This window comes from uncultured Ruminococcus sp. (assembly GCF_934476685.1).
Taxonomy (GTDB): domain Bacteria; phylum Bacillota; class Clostridia; order Oscillospirales; family Ruminococcaceae; genus Hominimerdicola.
Genome location: NZ_CAKSNX010000005.1, coordinates 45,385 through 61,028 on the forward strand (window position 1 = coordinate 45,385; position 15,644 = coordinate 61,028).

At 47.0% G+C, this 15,644-nt stretch carries 14 protein-coding genes and 1 other annotated feature (1 of these 15 running past the window's edge); all 14 genes read right to left on the bottom strand.

The genetic code is table 11. The features are described from left to right. Window positions 1–14 precede the first annotated feature (14 nt). The gene (gene cysE / locus Q0E19_RS06950) at window positions 15–704 is read right to left on the bottom strand and encodes a serine O-acetyltransferase (RefSeq protein WP_294408421.1); all 690 of its coding nucleotides are present in this window, start codon (window positions 702–704) and stop codon (window positions 15–17) included. Then, the gene (locus tag Q0E19_RS06955; RefSeq protein ID WP_294408423.1) at window positions 676–1,839 is read right to left on the bottom strand and encodes an acyltransferase; all 1,164 of its coding nucleotides are present in this window, start codon (window positions 1,837–1,839) and stop codon (window positions 676–678) included. The genes cysE and Q0E19_RS06955 overlap by 29 nt, the downstream gene beginning before the upstream one ends. Before the next feature lie 352 nt (window positions 1,840–2,191). Next, complete coding sequence (pgsA, locus tag Q0E19_RS06960; RefSeq protein ID WP_294408425.1) at window positions 2,192–2,770, bottom strand: CDP-diacylglycerol--glycerol-3-phosphate 3-phosphatidyltransferase; 579 nt, start codon at window positions 2,768–2,770, stop codon at window positions 2,192–2,194. A gap of 18 nt (window positions 2,771–2,788) precedes the next feature. Continuing rightward, complete coding sequence (rimO, locus tag Q0E19_RS06965; RefSeq protein WP_294408427.1) at window positions 2,789–4,120, bottom strand: 30S ribosomal protein S12 methylthiotransferase RimO; 1,332 nt, start codon at window positions 4,118–4,120, stop codon at window positions 2,789–2,791. Between the two features lie 914 nt (window positions 4,121–5,034). Further along, window positions 5,035–6,288: an SGNH/GDSL hydrolase family protein gene (locus Q0E19_RS06970; RefSeq protein WP_294408428.1), complete on the bottom strand. Its 1,254-nt coding sequence runs from the start codon at window positions 6,286–6,288 to the stop codon at window positions 5,035–5,037. Window positions 6,289–6,398: 110 nt separating this feature from the next. Next, window positions 6,399–7,541 (bottom strand): sn-glycerol-3-phosphate ABC transporter ATP-binding protein UgpC, encoded by a 1,143-nt coding sequence (gene ugpC, locus Q0E19_RS06975; protein ID WP_294408430.1) that lies wholly within the window; start codon window positions 7,539–7,541, stop codon window positions 6,399–6,401. Window positions 7,542–7,729: 188 nt separating this feature from the next. Further along, window positions 7,730–8,467 carry a 16S rRNA pseudouridine(516) synthase gene (locus Q0E19_RS06980; RefSeq protein ID WP_294408431.1) on the bottom strand — a complete coding sequence of 246 codons (738 nt, stop codon included), beginning with the start codon at window positions 8,465–8,467 and terminating at the stop codon, window positions 7,730–7,732. Between the two features lies 1 nt (window position 8,468). Then, window positions 8,469–9,830 (bottom strand): MATE family efflux transporter, encoded by a 1,362-nt coding sequence (locus Q0E19_RS06985; protein ID WP_294408433.1) that lies wholly within the window; start codon window positions 9,828–9,830, stop codon window positions 8,469–8,471. A 438-nt stretch (window positions 9,831–10,268) separates the two neighbouring features. Next, window positions 10,269–10,802 (bottom strand): GNAT family N-acetyltransferase, encoded by a 534-nt coding sequence (locus Q0E19_RS06990; RefSeq protein ID WP_294408435.1) that lies wholly within the window; start codon window positions 10,800–10,802, stop codon window positions 10,269–10,271. Window positions 10,803–10,891: 89 nt separating this feature from the next. Then, window positions 10,892–12,655 (bottom strand): aspartate--tRNA ligase, encoded by a 1,764-nt coding sequence (gene aspS / locus Q0E19_RS06995; protein ID WP_294408539.1) that lies wholly within the window; start codon window positions 12,653–12,655, stop codon window positions 10,892–10,894. 79 nt (window positions 12,656–12,734) lie between these two features. Continuing rightward, window positions 12,735–13,292 (bottom strand): hypothetical protein, encoded by a 558-nt coding sequence (locus Q0E19_RS07000; protein WP_294408436.1) that lies wholly within the window; start codon window positions 13,290–13,292, stop codon window positions 12,735–12,737. Next, complete coding sequence (locus tag Q0E19_RS07005; RefSeq protein ID WP_294408438.1) at window positions 13,292–13,633, bottom strand: hypothetical protein; 342 nt, start codon at window positions 13,631–13,633, stop codon at window positions 13,292–13,294. Before Q0E19_RS07005 ends, Q0E19_RS07000 begins: the two co-directional genes overlap by 1 nt. A 4-nt stretch (window positions 13,634–13,637) precedes the next feature. Next, a complete protein-coding gene (gene hisS, locus Q0E19_RS07010) occupies window positions 13,638–14,966 on the bottom strand; it encodes a histidine--tRNA ligase (protein WP_294408440.1) in 1,329 nt (442 codons plus the stop codon). Window positions 14,967–14,983: 17 nt separating this feature from the next. Further along, the gene (locus tag Q0E19_RS07015) at window positions 14,984–15,607 is read right to left on the bottom strand and encodes a YdcF family protein (RefSeq protein WP_294408442.1); all 624 of its coding nucleotides are present in this window, start codon (window positions 15,605–15,607) and stop codon (window positions 14,984–14,986) included. A gap of 19 nt (window positions 15,608–15,626) precedes the next feature. Continuing rightward, window positions 15,627–15,644 (bottom strand) — a binding site (T-box leader); it runs 290 nt beyond the window's last position.

Genomic DNA, 15,644 nt, shown 5'->3' on the forward strand with positions numbered 1-15,644 from the left:
TCTTCTTTTTAAGTTTATTCCTCTGTATTTTCAACGTCTTGCAGTGGTTCGGGATCTGTCAGGCTCTCCAGCTTTTCCAGCTCCTCCACCCTCTTCTCCAGCTTTTCCAGCTTCATTCTCGTCTGGCAAAGCTCCTGCGCCACAGGGTCGGGTATGTGTATCTGATCCAGATCACAGGTGCGCTTTCCGTTCTGCTTGACTATCCTTGCAGGAACGCCTACCGCCGTTGAGTTCGCAGGCACAGGCTCAAGCACCACAGCGTTCGCCGCTATCTTTGCGTTGTCCCCTACCGTAAACGGACCCAGTACCTTTGCGCCGCAGCCGACCATAACGTTGTTTCCGAGGGTAGGGTGTCTTTTGCCCTGATCCTTGCCCGTTCCGCCCAGCGTACAGCCCTGATACAGCAGACAGTAATCGCCTATCTCCGCAGTTTCTCCGATAACTACTCCCGAACCGTGGTCGATAAGCAGTCCCTTGCCTATCTTTGCGCCCGGGTGTATCTCTATGCCCGTAAGCATTCTTGCGAACTGAGATATGACTCTTGCGATGACCTTGTGATTTTTGGTGTAGAACCAGTGTGATACCCTGTAAAATGCCACAGCGTGAAGTCCCGAATATGTCAGTATCTCCAGTACGCTCGTCGCCGCAGGATCTCTGTCCTTTATTGTCTGTATATCATGCTTGATGTTTTCGATCAGATTCATTATCTGCCGTCCCCTTTCCGTTAATTACGTTTCTCAGCCGACCGAAGTAAGGTATTACCACCCTGTCGTTGAGCAGCTTAAAAGGCTTGAATAAAATGTATTGTCTTGCCATGTCGATAGCCGTCCCCACAAGGAACACCGCCAGCACAAAGCCGATGCAGTAGGGTATGAATGACTTATCCCCCACCCGTTCGACCGCCGTGGAGATATCCTCCCACAGTATCCGCCGCACATATTCGTTGTCGTGAAAAAGATATACCCCGAAAACGCATGAGGCTATCATATTCACCGCAGGCTTATAGCTTATCTCGATATTTGCGAATATCATGAACATCGCCACCGACCACAGCACTATGAAAAAATTGTTCTGCTCGAATGAAAAATTCTCCAGCTCATAGTGAAGTCCCATATATGCCCCGATAAATCCCCCTGCCGCCGCAGTAAACAGCACAGGCATACTTCTGAGTATCTTGTGCGGGTAGTGCCGCAGATACCCTCCGATAAGGTACATCGTGATAAACCTGAACACCGCTCCGCCGCCGCTCTCCCCGATAACAGGGTCGTTCCAGTTGTGGAACACTATCGGGAACTGCACCGACATGAACAGCATGAACCCTATCAGTCCCAGCAGCTTTTTCTCCGAGAAATTCTCAAAAATAAGATTTATCGCTCCCGAAAAAACATACAGGCATATGTATGTAACGCTGAACCAGTTCGCCCCCCTCATAAAAGGGAAAAATACCGAGCCTGTTTCAAAGAACTCCTCGTCAAGCTCTCCCCTCTGATCCAGTATCACCTCCGTCACAAATGTGTAAAACCACATCTCCGCCAGCAGCCGCAGCACCTTCCTCACCGAAAACGTGCTTTTCACCGACATAAAATATCCCGTTATGAGCAGAAAGAGGTTCACCCCTACCTTTCCGCCTATGGTCATTATCTGCTTCGCATAAAGATTTATCTGCGAAAACTTCTCATCATCGAACTCCGTGTGATACGCCAGATGATGAAAAATTATCATCACCATAGCGATTATCCTCAGCAGCTCGAAATTCGATCGTCTTTTGCTCTGTTCTATTTGGTTTTTTATCCTATCTCGCTTTTCTGTATCTATTATCTTTCCGATAGATCCGGTCATTAATGTCATCTCGTTTTATCCGCCAAATTTTTTTGCAGCACCGCCGGCAAAATAAAAGCTGCCTCCCATGCCAAAGCATTCAGGAGGCAGCTTCGCTGCGGTTCCACTCCGATCTTCCGTGCAGACCTCTCCGTCCGCATCGGCTCTGTATCTTTAACGCAGATCTGCGGGGAGGAATACTGAGCCTTTGACCGTTCCTCTCTCCCTGCTGTCAGCCGCACTTCACACAAAATCCTTAAAGCCTCGCACCAAACGGCTTCTCTCTGAAAATTACATCTGCGCTACTTTTGCTGATACGCATTTATATATCTATTGTATTATGTTTATATTATATGAAAATACCGCCCGTGGGTTACTTGCTTGAATCAATATACTTCCAGTAAGCCTTCAGATAAATTCCGCCCGATATCACCGTCAGCACAACAGCCACCCATATGAGTACCTCGTTGATTATGAACATCGGCGAACCCCATGTAAGGTCAGGGCTTCCCTTTTCGCCTGGGAAGAATATCTGCAAAGCCATTATGGCAATAAGTGCGACCATAGTGAAAGCCGTCTTTAGCTTTCCCCATATTCCTGCCGCCACAACAACGCCTTCGCCTGCTACCACAAGCCTTAGTCCCGTCACCATAAACTCTCTCGCAAGTATTATTATTACCGCCACAGGGTCTATCCAACGCTCAAAAGCAAAGCATATCAGCGCCGTCATTACCAGCAGCTTGTCTGCCAGAGGGTCAAGGAACTTTCCGAAAGTCGTCACAAGGTTATTCTTTCTCGCTATCTTTCCGTCAAGAAAATCCGTTATAGATGCAATAGCAAATACCACCAGTGCCCATACCATATGATAAGGTATCTTGAACAGCAGTATGAACAGCATAAAGAACGGTATCAGAATAACACGCATCACAGTCAGTTTATTAGGTAAATTCATCTTACTTTTCCTCCGCAGTTAATCTACTCTCGAACCGATAAGGTCATAATCAAGTGTGTCATCAACAAGCACCTTGACATATTCGCCCGTTCTTAACTTCTTGTCGCTGTCGAAAAAGATCTTTCCGTCTATCTCAGGTGCGTCCGCTGCGCTTCTGCCGTAATAACATTCAGCGTATCTGTCAAATCCCTCGCAGACCACCTCAAAAGTCTTGCCCATGCATTTTTCATTGAGCCTGTCGGAAATTATCATCTGCTCTTCCATTATGATCTCCGCCCTGTGTTCTCTCGTCTTGAGATGTATCTGATCGGGCATATCATAAGCCTTTGTACCCTCCTCCGGTGAGAATGCAAAGCAGCCAAGTCTTTCAAACTGAATTTCCTTTACAAATTCGCAAAGCTCCTCAAACTGCTCCTCCGTTTCCCCTGGGAATCCCGCAATGAGAGTAGTTCTCAGTATAACGTCCGGTATCTTCGCCCTTATCTTTGCGATAAGCTCCGTAAGATACTTTCTGTCGCCCTGCCTGTTCATCGCCTTCAGTATCTCGCCGTTGCAGTGCTGGATAGGCATATCCAGATACTTCACCAGCTTTTCCTCCGAAGCGATAGTATCTATAAGCTCGTCCGTTATCCTCTCAGGGTAACAGTAAAGCGTTCTTATCCACTTGAATCCGTCGATCTGACAAAGCTGTCTGAGCAGCTCCGGCAGCATGGACTTTCCGTAAATGTCCTCGCCGTATCGTGTTGTATCCTGCGCCACCACAACAAGCTCCGTAACACCGTTTTCCGCAAGCCACCTGGCCTCCGAAACGATATCCTCCATCTTGCGGCTTCTGAACTTGCCTCTGATAGCAGGTATAGCGCAGTATGTGCAGCAGTTGGAGCAGCCCTCAGCTATCTTGATATAAGCGTAGAACGGCTCGGTAGAAATAATTCTTCCGCCCTCCATAGAAAGATCCGTCTTAGCACCGTAAGCGCAGACAGGCTTTCCGTCGCAGTATATCTGCCTTATGATATCCACCAGCTGATCGTTGGCACCAAGACCGATGACAGCGTCCAGCTCAGGTATCTCATTTTTCATTTCATCTCTGTAACGCTCAGCAAGACATCCCGTAGCGATAACAGCCTTTATCCTGCCCTCCTGTTTAAGGGTGCAGAATTCAAGAATGGTGTCGATAGCCTCCTGCTTAGCGGACTCAATAAAGCCGCAGGTGTTGACGATAACCACATCTGCCAGCGCAGCGTCCGAAACGATCTCAAAGCCTTCTTTTTTCAGGTTGAAGAGCATATGCTCAGCGTCCACCTGATTTTTCGGACATCCCAGCGATACCATTCCTACTCTTGTAGCCATATAAAACTAACTCCAATCAGACAATAAAAATTCAAATATCTTAATCCTAATTATTATCTCACTTTTCCCCCGATTTGTCAAGACCTTTCATAATATATTAAACTGACTTTTATCAAATATCTAAAAAACAGCCGACCAAAGACTCTCCCCTTGTCATATCGACTATGAAACGTCAAAAAACGCCGTCCTCCCCGCAAAACGCAGCCAAATTGTCAAAAAATACACCTAAAGAGATCCCCCACACCTGCCCGTAAAACTCCCCCATTCCACCCTCACCACATTCCGCACATCAAAAAAGAGGCAGTCCAAAACCACCTCTTTTACCGAGCAAATATAAAACTTATCCGAAACCTGCCATACCCTAAAGCCAGCCGCATTTCACACAATGCAAACCGCCCACCAAAACATCGAACCGTGAAAAGCCGACCTAAAATTTTGCATTACCCTACGGCCGCAAACATTGAGGGCAGTAGAAAGCCTTAACAAATTTTACATAAGCAAGCGACCGCAGGTCGCCCCTACGCAAACAATGAGATAAAAATTCACATTAGACCGCATCAAAGCGAAAAAAGCCGATATAAGGTCTTTACAAAGTGGTTTTCAGTAAAAGCGGGCGACCGCAGGTCGCCCCTACGGAAACATTGAGCCTTAAAAACCCAAAACAAGACCTAATCAAACCGAAAAGAACCAATACAAGACCTCATCAAATTTGGTTTTAGTAAAAGTTATATCTCAGTTTCTTCCGAGCGCAAATGAGAAGTTCGGACAGCAGACAGCGAGCTTGTCGAGTGTCCCGAATTACCCCGTCCGGGAGGACTCTTCCGAGCACGAAAGTAAAAGGCCCGACAGCAGACAGCGAGTTTACCGAGCGTCCCGAACCGAGCCGCCCGCCCGAGGGCGCCCGTCTGGGAAGACTAGGACGTATAGCCAAATGCTAATATTTGTCCCATGGTTTCTTCATCTCCGTCTGCCATGGAGATCTCTACCCTGTATTTCGTGTCCTCAGGCATCATCGCAATGTTCTGCACCTGCGCATTTCCCCAACCGTTCGGACTTACCGCCTCGTATACACTGTCATCATATTCCTCTCCGTCTGCCGTCACCTTAACGTGCAGTCCACCGTATGATCCCGCCTGTACCTCCTTGTATATCATGTACAGGAACTTTGCCTCGATCTCAAATACTATCGGGTCATTTCCTGCGTCACGCTGATGCGTCCAGCCGTTGGTGAACGTCGCTATGTCCGTTCCCTTCTCCCAGCTGCCCATCTCTATCGGCTCTATTCCGTCATTTTCCACCATGTGTGCGTCAACTTCCCTCGGCGAGTATACGTCCTCCATCGGCATCACATATTCACCCTCAGGTTCAACGTCCATCACCGTGTCAAAGTAATAATCTACCATCGACGCAACAAGCTTGTGTCCCTCAACGTTCGGGTGCGACTGATCGTCAGAAAAATCTTCCCACTTCATTCGTCCGTTGGCAAATAAATACCTCAGCGCATCACAGTAAGATATCATCGGTAAATTGTACCCCGTGCCTATCTCCTTCATGTAATCCTGCGCAGAGTGATCCTCCGCCGTCACAGAAAACAGCAGAACTACCGCTATGTTCTTCTCCAGCAACGTCTTTACAATAGATTCGTATGCGTTCTGATAGTCAGGCTCACTGCCGTCATTTACCGCAAATTCAATGAATACCACATCAGGATCATATGCCAGCACATCTCTGTCAAGCCTTAAAATTCCAAGCTTTGACGGAGTTCCGCTCAGCCCCGCATTGTGATACTTTACATTGTCCCCCGTACCAAACTTCTCCGCAAAATGCTCATACGTCAGCTTTGCGTAACAGTCATCAGGACCAGCCGAAATGCCCTCCGTTATCGAACCGCCTAAGTATGCAATGGTCACATCTTCCCCTGCCTGCGCACGTTTTATAACGTCCTGCATCATCGAGGTGTTTCCATAGGATACCATAGCCTTGTCCAGCATAGCCTGATTCCATTCCTCATCAGTTTCAGGGAGCTTCTCAGCCTCCGAGCTTTCCGCAGCAGAACTATCCGCCTTGCCCGAACTGCTCTCGCTCTCACTTCCCCCTGCACAGCCTGCCATGCAGCAAATCGCCATAGCGCAGGCAGTCAGCATAGCCGCAAATCTTTTCATCTTCATCTTAAATTTTCCTCTCTGTCATAACGTAAACGGTTTCAATTCCCGTAAAACACAAAAAGTACGGTAAGAAACCGTACTTTTTGCTATGTGAATATAAATTTTTCCTAAAATCAGTTGATAACAGCCTTCTCAGTTTCCTTGTCGAAGATGTGGATTCTGTTAGGATCAAGAGCAACCTGGATCTCATCCTGTGGACGAGCTGTTGATCTAGGTGAAACTCTAGCTGTAAGGTTGATACCCTCGCAAGTAAGATACAGATATGTTTCAGCACCCATCATTTCTGTTACTTCAACAGTAGCGTTGATAACGCCTGTCTTAGCAGCTGAAAGGAACATCTCCTCATCGTGGATGCACTCCGGACGAACACCAAGAATAACTTCCTGATCTACCAGTGGCTCAAGAGCCTCAGCGTCAGCCTTAGCCTCAGGAACTTCAACCTGATACTTAACGCCTCTTGAAGTCTTTGTATCCTCTGAACCGAACTCAACAACATACTTGCCGTCGATCTTGAGCAGCTTAGCGTCGATGAAGTTCATCTGAGGTGAACCGATGAATCCTGCAACGAACTGGTTAACAGGGTTCTGATAAAGGTTAGTAGGTGTGTCGATCTGCTGAATATAACCGTCCTTCATAACTACGATACGGTCGCCCATTGTCATAGCTTCTGTCTGGTCATGTGTAACGTAAATAAATGTAGTACCGAGCTTCTTGTGGAGCTTTGAGATCTCAGTTCTCATCTGTGCTCTCAGCTTAGCGTCGAGGTTTGACAGAGGCTCGTCAAGAAGGAATACCTGTGGCTCACGAACGATAGCTCTACCCAGAGCAACACGCTGTCTCTGACCACCTGAAAGAGCCTTAGGCTTTCTGTCGAGGAGGTGAGCGATGTCGAGGATTCTAGCAGCTTCCTCAACCTTTCTAGCAATCTCATCCTTAGGTACTTTTCTGAGCTTAAGACCAAATGCCATGTTCTCGAAAACTGTCATATGAGGATACAGAGCGTAGTTCTGGAATACCATTGCGATATCTCTGTCCTTAGGTGCAATATCATTAACGAGCTTGTCGCCGATGTAAAGCTCACCTTCACTGATTTCCTCAAGACCTGCGATCATTCTAAGTGTTGTAGACTTACCGCATCCGGAAGGGCCTACGAGAATGATGAATTCCTTATCCTTGATTTCGATGTTGAAGTCTGATACAGCGATAACACCGCCGGCATACTTCTTATAAATTTCTCTTAATGATACACTTGCCATTAAAAAGAACCTCCCTGTTGAAATTTTACTAATATAATATCTAACATCAAAATATCCATTAGCTACAATAATATAATAACAAATTTTACAGGTAACCGCAAGAGTTTTTTTAACTAAACTTTACTATATCTCATTATGTATATTGACGAAAAATAACTAAGCGTTACCATAAAAATACAATCTGGAAGCTATCGTGCCAATAAATTTTCAACATCTTTGTGCATAATCTCCAAACACTCGCCCAGTGCCAAATTTGTGTCCAGCTGCATATCTCCGATAGCCGTCCGCTTGAGAAATATCACTTTATTGCCCAGCGTTCCAAACATTCTTTTGACCTGATGAAACTTTCCCTCGTGAAGAATAAGCGTGCATTCGTAAGGGTCACTGTCCGAGCCTTTGAACTCCGCCGGCAGACATTTTTCCCTGCCGTTGTCGCCGTCAATGGTCATTCCCTCAGCCATTATCTCGCCGTAGCTCTCCTCCCACGGCTTTTCCAGCCTTACAAAATAAGTCTTAGGCACATGGCTTTTTGGCGACAGCATTCTGTGTGAAAGCTCCCCGTCGTCAGTGATAAGCACAAAACCCTCCGTGTCCTTATCGAGCCTCCCCGCAGGGAAAAGCCCCTCACGCATAAGCTCCTGCGGCACAAGCTCCAGCACCGTTTTCGACTCTCCATCCTTCGTTGAGCATACCACGCCCTGCGGCTTGTTGAGCATTATGTAAACGTGTTCCCTGTAAACAAGCCTTTTTCCGTCTATAAATATCTCATCGTCAACGCTCACCTTAGCGTCCGAGCGAGCCATAAGCTTGCCGTTCACCATGACTTTTTTCTTTAAGCAGAGCTTTTTCACGTCCGCCCTCGAAATGCCGTATATCTGCGAAGAAACCAGCCTGTCAAGGCGCATCATACTGCCTTTTCCGCCCATTTTACACGTCCTCCATGACCGATATCTCTTTTTTCTTTACATTAAGGAAGAATATGGTTCCAAGCGTTACAGAGCATATTTCCGCAATGATGAATGACCACCATACAGCGTCGATGTTGCCAGTTTTCGACAGCAGATAAGCCACAGGCAGCAGCACAACGAGCTGTCTTGCGAATGACATTATCATAGCGTAAACGCCGTGTCCAAGCGCCTGAAGAGATGATGAAAGAATGATTCCTGCGGACGCAATAACGAAGTGCAGACTGATTATCCTCAGCGCAGGAACGCCTATTTCAAGCATTTTGCCGCTTGCCTCGAACATACCGAGGAGCTGTTTCGGGAATATCTGCATAACCAGCGTACCAACGAACATAATGAGCGCCGCAATAAGGAAAGCGTACTTCATCGTCGCCATTATACGGCGTTTCTTTCTCGCACCGTAGTTGTAAGCCATTATCGGTATAAGACCGTTGTTCAGACCGAAGATAGGCATAAAGATGAAACTCTGAAGCTTGAAGTATACACCGAACACCGCAACGGCAGTTTTCGAGAACTCAATAAGTATCTTGTTGAAGCCGAAATTCATTATCGAGCTTATGGACTGCATGATTATCGACGGCAGACCCACCGCATATATCTTCTTTATGATAGACAAATTAGGACTATATTGCTTTAAATTAATTGTTATCTCTTTGTTAAATTTTATGTTTAAAACCAGTCCAAGCACCGCCGCAGAGAACTGTCCGATAACGGTTGCGACCGCCGCACCTGTAACACCCATCTTAGGGAAAAATCCTACTCCGAAGATAAAGCAAGGGTCAAGAATGATGTTCACCACAGCACCCAATCCCTGAGTAAACATGGAGTAAACAGTCTTTCCCGTAGCCTGCAAAAGCTTTTCAAAGGTCATCTGCGAGAACAAACCAACGCCGAAAACAGTTATAACAGTAGTATATTCATCACCGTATTTGATTATTGCAGGGTCGCTTGTCTGCGCACGGTAAAACGTTTCAGTAAAGAATAGACCGAACACCATAAAGATGACGAAAGCCACCAGAATAAGAAAAATACCATTGTTTGCCGCCTGATTAGCACGTTTGAAATTCTTTTCGCCCAAAGATTTCGACAGCAGCGCATTGATACCAACACCCGTACCAGCACCGATAGCGATCATCAGATTTTGGATAGGGAAAGCCATAGAAACCGCCGTAAGAGCGTCCTCGCTTATCTTCGCAACAAAGATGCTGTCAACGATGTTGTATAAAGCCTGTACCAGCATAGATATCATGATCGGTAAAGATATGCCGATCAGCAAACTGCCGACAGGCTGAGTACCCATTTTATTTTCTTTTGCCTGTTCCATAAATACATTTCCTCACTTATAGCTATAATTTTACTCTAACCTTTTTATTATAGCACACTCCGACACAATAATAGTTAAAAAACTATTAACTATTGTCTTCCCAGACGGGGTAATTCGCTACGCTCGACAAGCTCGCTGTCTGCTGTGCGGTCTGTTACTTTGCGCTCGGAAGAAACCGAGATATGGCTTTTACTGAAACCCACTTTGATGAGGTCTTGTATCGGCTCTTTTCACTTTGATGCGGTCTAATGTGGATTTTCTCTCAACGTTTCCGTAGGGGCGACCTGCGGTCGCCCGCTTATACCAATCCTAGCTTTCCTATACCTGCTGCAATTTTCAAATTACCTGCGGTCGCCCGCTTTCACTGAAACCCACTTTGCTAAAACCTATCGCTATCCCCAATTACCTGCTATCACCACCCCCGCTCAAACTATCCGCCTATCCCATATCCTCTCCCCCAGCCAGCTTCTCCATCCAAACCATATCATATACCTTCCCGAACTTCACTCCGCATTTGTGAAACCTGCCGCATATGCTGTACCCCATCTTCTCGTGAAAATGTACACTGCCCAACGTCAGATATTCGTCCTCTTCCACCGGGTATGCTATGCAGGCGTAAAAATTCGTTATCCCCTGCTGCGCCAAACGCCTCTCCAATTCGCAGTATAATGCCTTTCCTATGCCTAAACCATGCATACCATCTTCTATGTAAATGCTCATCTCCGCACAGTGCGAGTATGCCGCCCTAGGGTGAAAACGTCCGCCGTATGCGTACCCCACTACCCTGCCGTCATATTCCGCCGCAATGTATGGGTATTCCCTCAAAGTCCCCTCTATCCGTCCGCTGAATTCCTCCACCGACGGTACATCATATTCAAAGGTTATCGCCGTCTTTTCCACATAAGGCGCATATATCTCCAGAAAACGTCCTGCGTCCCCCACTGCTGCGTCCCTTATCTCTATTTTTCCCATAACTGTCACCCTTTTTCACCAAAATTTACAACGCAAAAAAAATGTGCGGACTCCAAAGTTTCCCCCGAAGTGCCGCACATATTATCCTATCAGTTTTCCTTAACGTCCTTTATGGCAATGGACAGCTCATCAAGCTGCTTCTCGTCTACAACAGACGGACACTCGCTCATAAGTTCGCTTGCGTTCTGTACCTTCGGGAACGCTACTACATCTCTCAGCGACTCCGCTCCGCACATTATCATGGAAATTCTGTCCAGTCCTATTCCCATTCCGCCGTGAGGAGGCGCAGCATATCTGTATGCGTCCACAAGGAATCCGAACTTAGCCTCTATCTCCTCATCGCTCATTCCAAGCGACTCGAACATCTTCTGCTGAAGCTCATAATCTGTTATTCTCATTGAACCCGATGAAAGCTCCGTGCCGTTGAGTACAAGGTCGAATGCCTTCGCCCTTACCTTTTCAGGTGCGCTGTCAAGATACTCTATGCACTCTTCCATAGGCATAGTGAACGGGTGATGAGCCGCAAGCCATTCGCCTGTTTCATCGTCCTTCTCAAAGAACGGCATCTCTGTTATCCAAAGGAAGTTGTAACCCTCCTGTATCATTCCAAGACGCTTTCCGCAGATAAGTCTGAGCGCACCCAGTACGTTCAGCACTATCTTGTTCCTGTCTGCGCAGATAAGTACAAGATCTCCCTTTTCCGCACCAAGAGCAGCTGTTATCTTCTCCAGATCTCCCTCGCCTAAGAACTTCTTGAATGAGCAGTTCGGCTCGTCTGCCCAGCGAATGTATGCAAGACCTTTCGCACCGATACCCTTTGCGTGTTCGGTCAGCTTGTCTATCTCTTTTCTTGTGTATGTCTGTGCGCCGCCCTTTGCAACTATTGCACGAACAGAACCGCCGTTCTCGATAGCAGACTTGAATACAACGAAATCAATGTCCTTTACCGTTTCTGTGATGTCCTGTATCTCCATGCCGAAACGTGTGTCAGGCTTGTCCGAACCGTATCTGTTCATAGCGTCCGCAAAAGTCATTCTCGGCAGCGGCAGCGGGATATCAACACCCAGTACGTCCTTGAAAAGTCTGTGTACAAGACCTTCGCCCATTTCAAGCAGATCATCAACGTCAACAAATGACATTTCAAGGTCGATCTGTGTGAACTCAGGCTGTCTGTCCGCTCTCAGATCTTCATCTCTGAAACATCTTGCCAGCTGAACATATCTGTCATAACCCGATATCATAAGCAGCTGCTTGTATATCTGCGGCGACTGCGGAAGAGCGTAGAACTTTCCCTTATGCACTCTCGACGGAACAAGATAATCTCTCGCTCCCTCAGGAGTTGACTTCATCATCATAGGTGTCTCTATCTCCAGAAAACCGTTCTCGTAGAAATAATCCCTCGCCGTCTTTGCGATCTTGTGTCTTGTGATTATATTCTTCTGAAGCTTAGGATTTCTCAGATCAAGATAACGGTATTTCAGCTTTAGCTCATCATTTACCTTGTCAGAATTTGTTACCTCAAAAGGAGTAGTTTCCGCCTTTGAAAGTATTCTCAGCTCGCTTACCGCAACCTCTATCTTACCTGTTTTCAGCTTGTTGTTCACGCTCTCTCTGGGGCGTACCATACCCTTTGCCATAAGAACATATTCGCTCTTTACCAGCTGAGCCTTCTCAAATACCGCTCTGTCAGTTTCATCATTGAACGCAAGCTGAACAAGACCTGTCCTGTCACGCAGATTGATGAATATAAGGTTTCCCATATCTCTTACCCTGTCAGCAAAGCCGCATACAACGACCTCCTGCTCCGTTTCGGGTACTTCTCCGCAGTAATGCGTCCTGCGCATACCTTTCATTGTGTCGAGTTTCATTTATTTGACCTTCCTTTCAAGCCTTGACCAAGCATTTTCCACGTCAGGCTTTTCATAATAAACATTATTTTGTATCGTCCCCACAGTCCGTGACCTCAGCGTCCCTTATCTCTTCCACGCCCCGATCACGTATCTCCGGCTCAGGAAATTCATCAAGATATGCCCTGATGTACTTTTCGTTCCCGTCGCACAGCATAAGCAGAAATCCTGCCGCACCTATGCCGAGGAAAATATACGCTCCCTTCTGAGAACCTGCCGCATACGTTCCCACAGCGCAGAAAAGACATATGAGTACCCACAGCACAGCGATAACATACGCATATACAGGCTTTCTGAACCAGCCCTTTATGTGTGCGCCGCTCTCCGTCTTTGATACCCTGCCGTAAAATCCCGTAGAACCTCCGTCACGTCTTTTCATTCTGTGAAAATATACTTCAAAGCTGTCTGCGTCATGCCTGCCGTAATAAACGCTCTCCTGCCTGTGCATCTTCATGAACCTTGCGGTGGAAAGAATGTTTATGGTCGGCTTGTATTCCTGCAGATCGCCCTCTATCCTGCGCATGACCTTTTTAGGAGTGAGCCTTGTGTCGAACTCATACTTTTTCGGAAAAATAACAAACATTATTTTTTCTCTCCAATATCTCCATTATCCGCCTTTTTCTCAACGTCAGGATACTGCGACGGATCAAATACCTTGTCGTTTATCTTTATCTGACCGCCCACCTTCGTGTTGAAAAGCATACCGTAGATCGTGCCGCATTTCGTGCATCTGAACTGGTGGAAGAACTTCTCCTTCACCCACTTGTTGTCCTTGTCCATAAGCTGATCTATGGGGCAGTTCTGATAAACTATCTCAGCGTCCCCCGAAAGCACCATTCTCGCCATAGAGCCTACGCAGAGTATATATTCCTGCGGTGTGTGTATATCCGTAACAGGCACCATTGAACACTGTTCACATCTCATGATCTTACTCCTTTCCGCTGAACAGACTTACCATCTCATCATCAAGTCCCTTGAACATCTCTGCCACAAGAGCGTTTGAGAAATTGTCTGTAAAGCTGTCGTCAAGCTTTATGTCCGTCTGACTTCCGTCAGCCATATTCTTCAACCTTGCGTCACCCGTTTCGATCTCGTTGTCGCCCAGTACCATAACGAACTTTGCGCCGATCTTGTCCGCATATTTCATCTGCGGCTTGATGCCTCTCTCCACCAGATCGTATTCAACGAAAAATCCTTCGTCCCTCAGCTGCATGGTGAGCGCCATCGCCTTTGCCGCAGCAGCCTCACCCATCGAAGCGATGTACAGATCGCAGGTCTTTTCCTCCATAAAATCGCAGCCCTGATTTTTCATCGTGATGATAAGTCTTTCCAGACCCATGGCGAAACCAAGTGCAGGAGTTTTCGGACCGCCCAGCTGCTCGATAAGTCCGTCATATCTTCCTCCGCCGCATACAGTTCCCTGTGCGCCGATATCCGTCGTCACGAACTCAAATACCGTCCTTGTGTAGTAGTCCAGACCTCTTACTATCTTCGGATTTATCTTGTATTCTATCCCCATGACCTGAAGATTTTTCTGCAGCTGCTCAAAGTGTTCTCTGCAGTCGTCACAAAGATAATCTATTATCAGCGGAGCGTCCTTTCCTATTTCCTGACATATCTCCGACTTGCAGTCAAGTATCCTCATCGGATTTTTTTCCAGTCTTTCTCCGCAGGTGTGGCAAAGCTCGTCCTTTCTCGCCGAGAAAAATTCCTTCAGCGCCTTGTGGTATTCCGCACGGCACTTCGGACAGCCTATTGAGTTGATGTTCAGCTCAATGTTCCTTACCCCCGCCCTGTCAAGTACGCTCTTCGCCAGCGAGATGACCTCAGCGTCCGCCCTCGGCGACTCCGTTCCTACCATTTCGCAGCCGAACTGGTGGAACTCTCTCTGTCTGCCCTTCTGAACGTTCTCGTGTCTGAAACATGAAAGGATATAGTATACCTTCTGCGGAAATCCCTCGTTGAGTATTCCGTTTTCCAAAACCGCTCTCATAGTGCCTGCCGTACCCTCTGGACGCAGAGTGAAGTTTGACTTTCCTCCTGCCGAAACAGTGTACATCTCCTTCTGTACCACGTCAGTAGTTTCGCCTACCGAACGTACAAAAAGTCCCGTATCCTCAAAAGTCGGTATCCTTATCTCTCTGAAACCATACTGTTCAGCCGTTTCAGAAACTATCTTCTCCACCGTGTGCCATCTGTAAGCCTCCGACGGAACAATATCAAACGTACCCTTAGGTCTTTTAGTTATCAATGCCATTTTTATTCCTCCATGTATCAAATTTCAAAATCATCAATTAGTCCGTTTCTAATATAATAACCGAATTTCAAGCATTCGTCAAGAGCTGTCATGCGACCTTTTTCGGTCTTGTACCAATTTCCCCTCTGCGTGCTGCCCCTGCCGGCAGGACAGGTTATTATCTCCTGCCTGAGAATTTTCTCTCCAAGCTTCTGCGCCCGCCGCATATGATAAGCCGTCGTCACAATAATAACGCTGCCGCATTGGGGATATTCCCTCTCTATTATCTCTCTTGCGAACATAAGATTTTCCGCAGTAGTCTGCGACCTCGTTTCCGCATATATCCTCTCTCTGGGAATGCCGCACTTTTCCGCCGCCATAAGCATAGCCTTGTACTCCGCCATTTCCCCCAGCATGGTCATCTGTACCTTTCCGCCGCAGAATATGAGCCTCGGCGCTTTCCCCTTATGAAAAAGCTCCGCCGCCAAAGGCACTCGATAATTGCAGGCAGTACGGCTGCCAAGAACGATAATTATATCTGCCGCCCTGCCGTCATATTCAAGCCCCTCGAACAGCAGCCTGTCAACTATCTCATTGGATATATTATCTTTTGTGATCTCGCTGACCTTCATCATACCGCCCCTGCCGCTTGATTTACGCAAATAAAAAAGCCGCCCCCATAAAAGGGACGACTAAAAA

What these genes read in the sequence shown, in the direction of transcription:
- cysE (WP_294408421.1), bottom strand. Translation starts at nt 704, where the DNA reads ATGAATCTGATCGAAAACATCAAGCATGATATACAGACAATAAAGGAC.
- Q0E19_RS06955 (WP_294408423.1), bottom strand. Translation starts at nt 1,839, where the DNA reads ATGACCGGATCTATCGGAAAGATAATAGATACAGAAAAGCGAGATAGG.
- pgsA (WP_294408425.1), bottom strand. Translation starts at nt 2,770, where the DNA reads ATGAATTTACCTAATAAACTGACTGTGATGCGTGTTATTCTGATACCG.
- rimO (WP_294408427.1), bottom strand. Translation starts at nt 4,120, where the DNA reads ATGGCTACAAGAGTAGGAATGGTATCGCTGGGATGTCCGAAAAATCAG.
- Q0E19_RS06970 (WP_294408428.1), bottom strand. Translation starts at nt 6,288, where the DNA reads ATGAAGATGAAAAGATTTGCGGCTATGCTGACTGCCTGCGCTATGGCG.
- ugpC (WP_294408430.1), bottom strand. Translation starts at nt 7,541, where the DNA reads ATGGCAAGTGTATCATTAAGAGAAATTTATAAGAAGTATGCCGGCGGT.
- Q0E19_RS06980 (WP_294408431.1), bottom strand. Translation starts at nt 8,467, where the DNA reads ATGGGCGGAAAAGGCAGTATGATGCGCCTTGACAGGCTGGTTTCTTCG.
- Q0E19_RS06985 (WP_294408433.1), bottom strand. Translation starts at nt 9,830, where the DNA reads ATGGAACAGGCAAAAGAAAATAAAATGGGTACTCAGCCTGTCGGCAGT.
- Q0E19_RS06990 (WP_294408435.1), bottom strand. Translation starts at nt 10,802, where the DNA reads ATGGGAAAAATAGAGATAAGGGACGCAGCAGTGGGGGACGCAGGACGT.
- aspS (WP_294408539.1), bottom strand. Translation starts at nt 12,655, where the DNA reads ATGAAAGGTATGCGCAGGACGCATTACTGCGGAGAAGTACCCGAAACG.
- Q0E19_RS07000 (WP_294408436.1), bottom strand. Translation starts at nt 13,292, where the DNA reads ATGTTTGTTATTTTTCCGAAAAAGTATGAGTTCGACACAAGGCTCACT.
- Q0E19_RS07005 (WP_294408438.1), bottom strand. Translation starts at nt 13,633, where the DNA reads ATGAGATGTGAACAGTGTTCAATGGTGCCTGTTACGGATATACACACA.
- hisS (WP_294408440.1), bottom strand. Translation starts at nt 14,966, where the DNA reads ATGGCATTGATAACTAAAAGACCTAAGGGTACGTTTGATATTGTTCCG.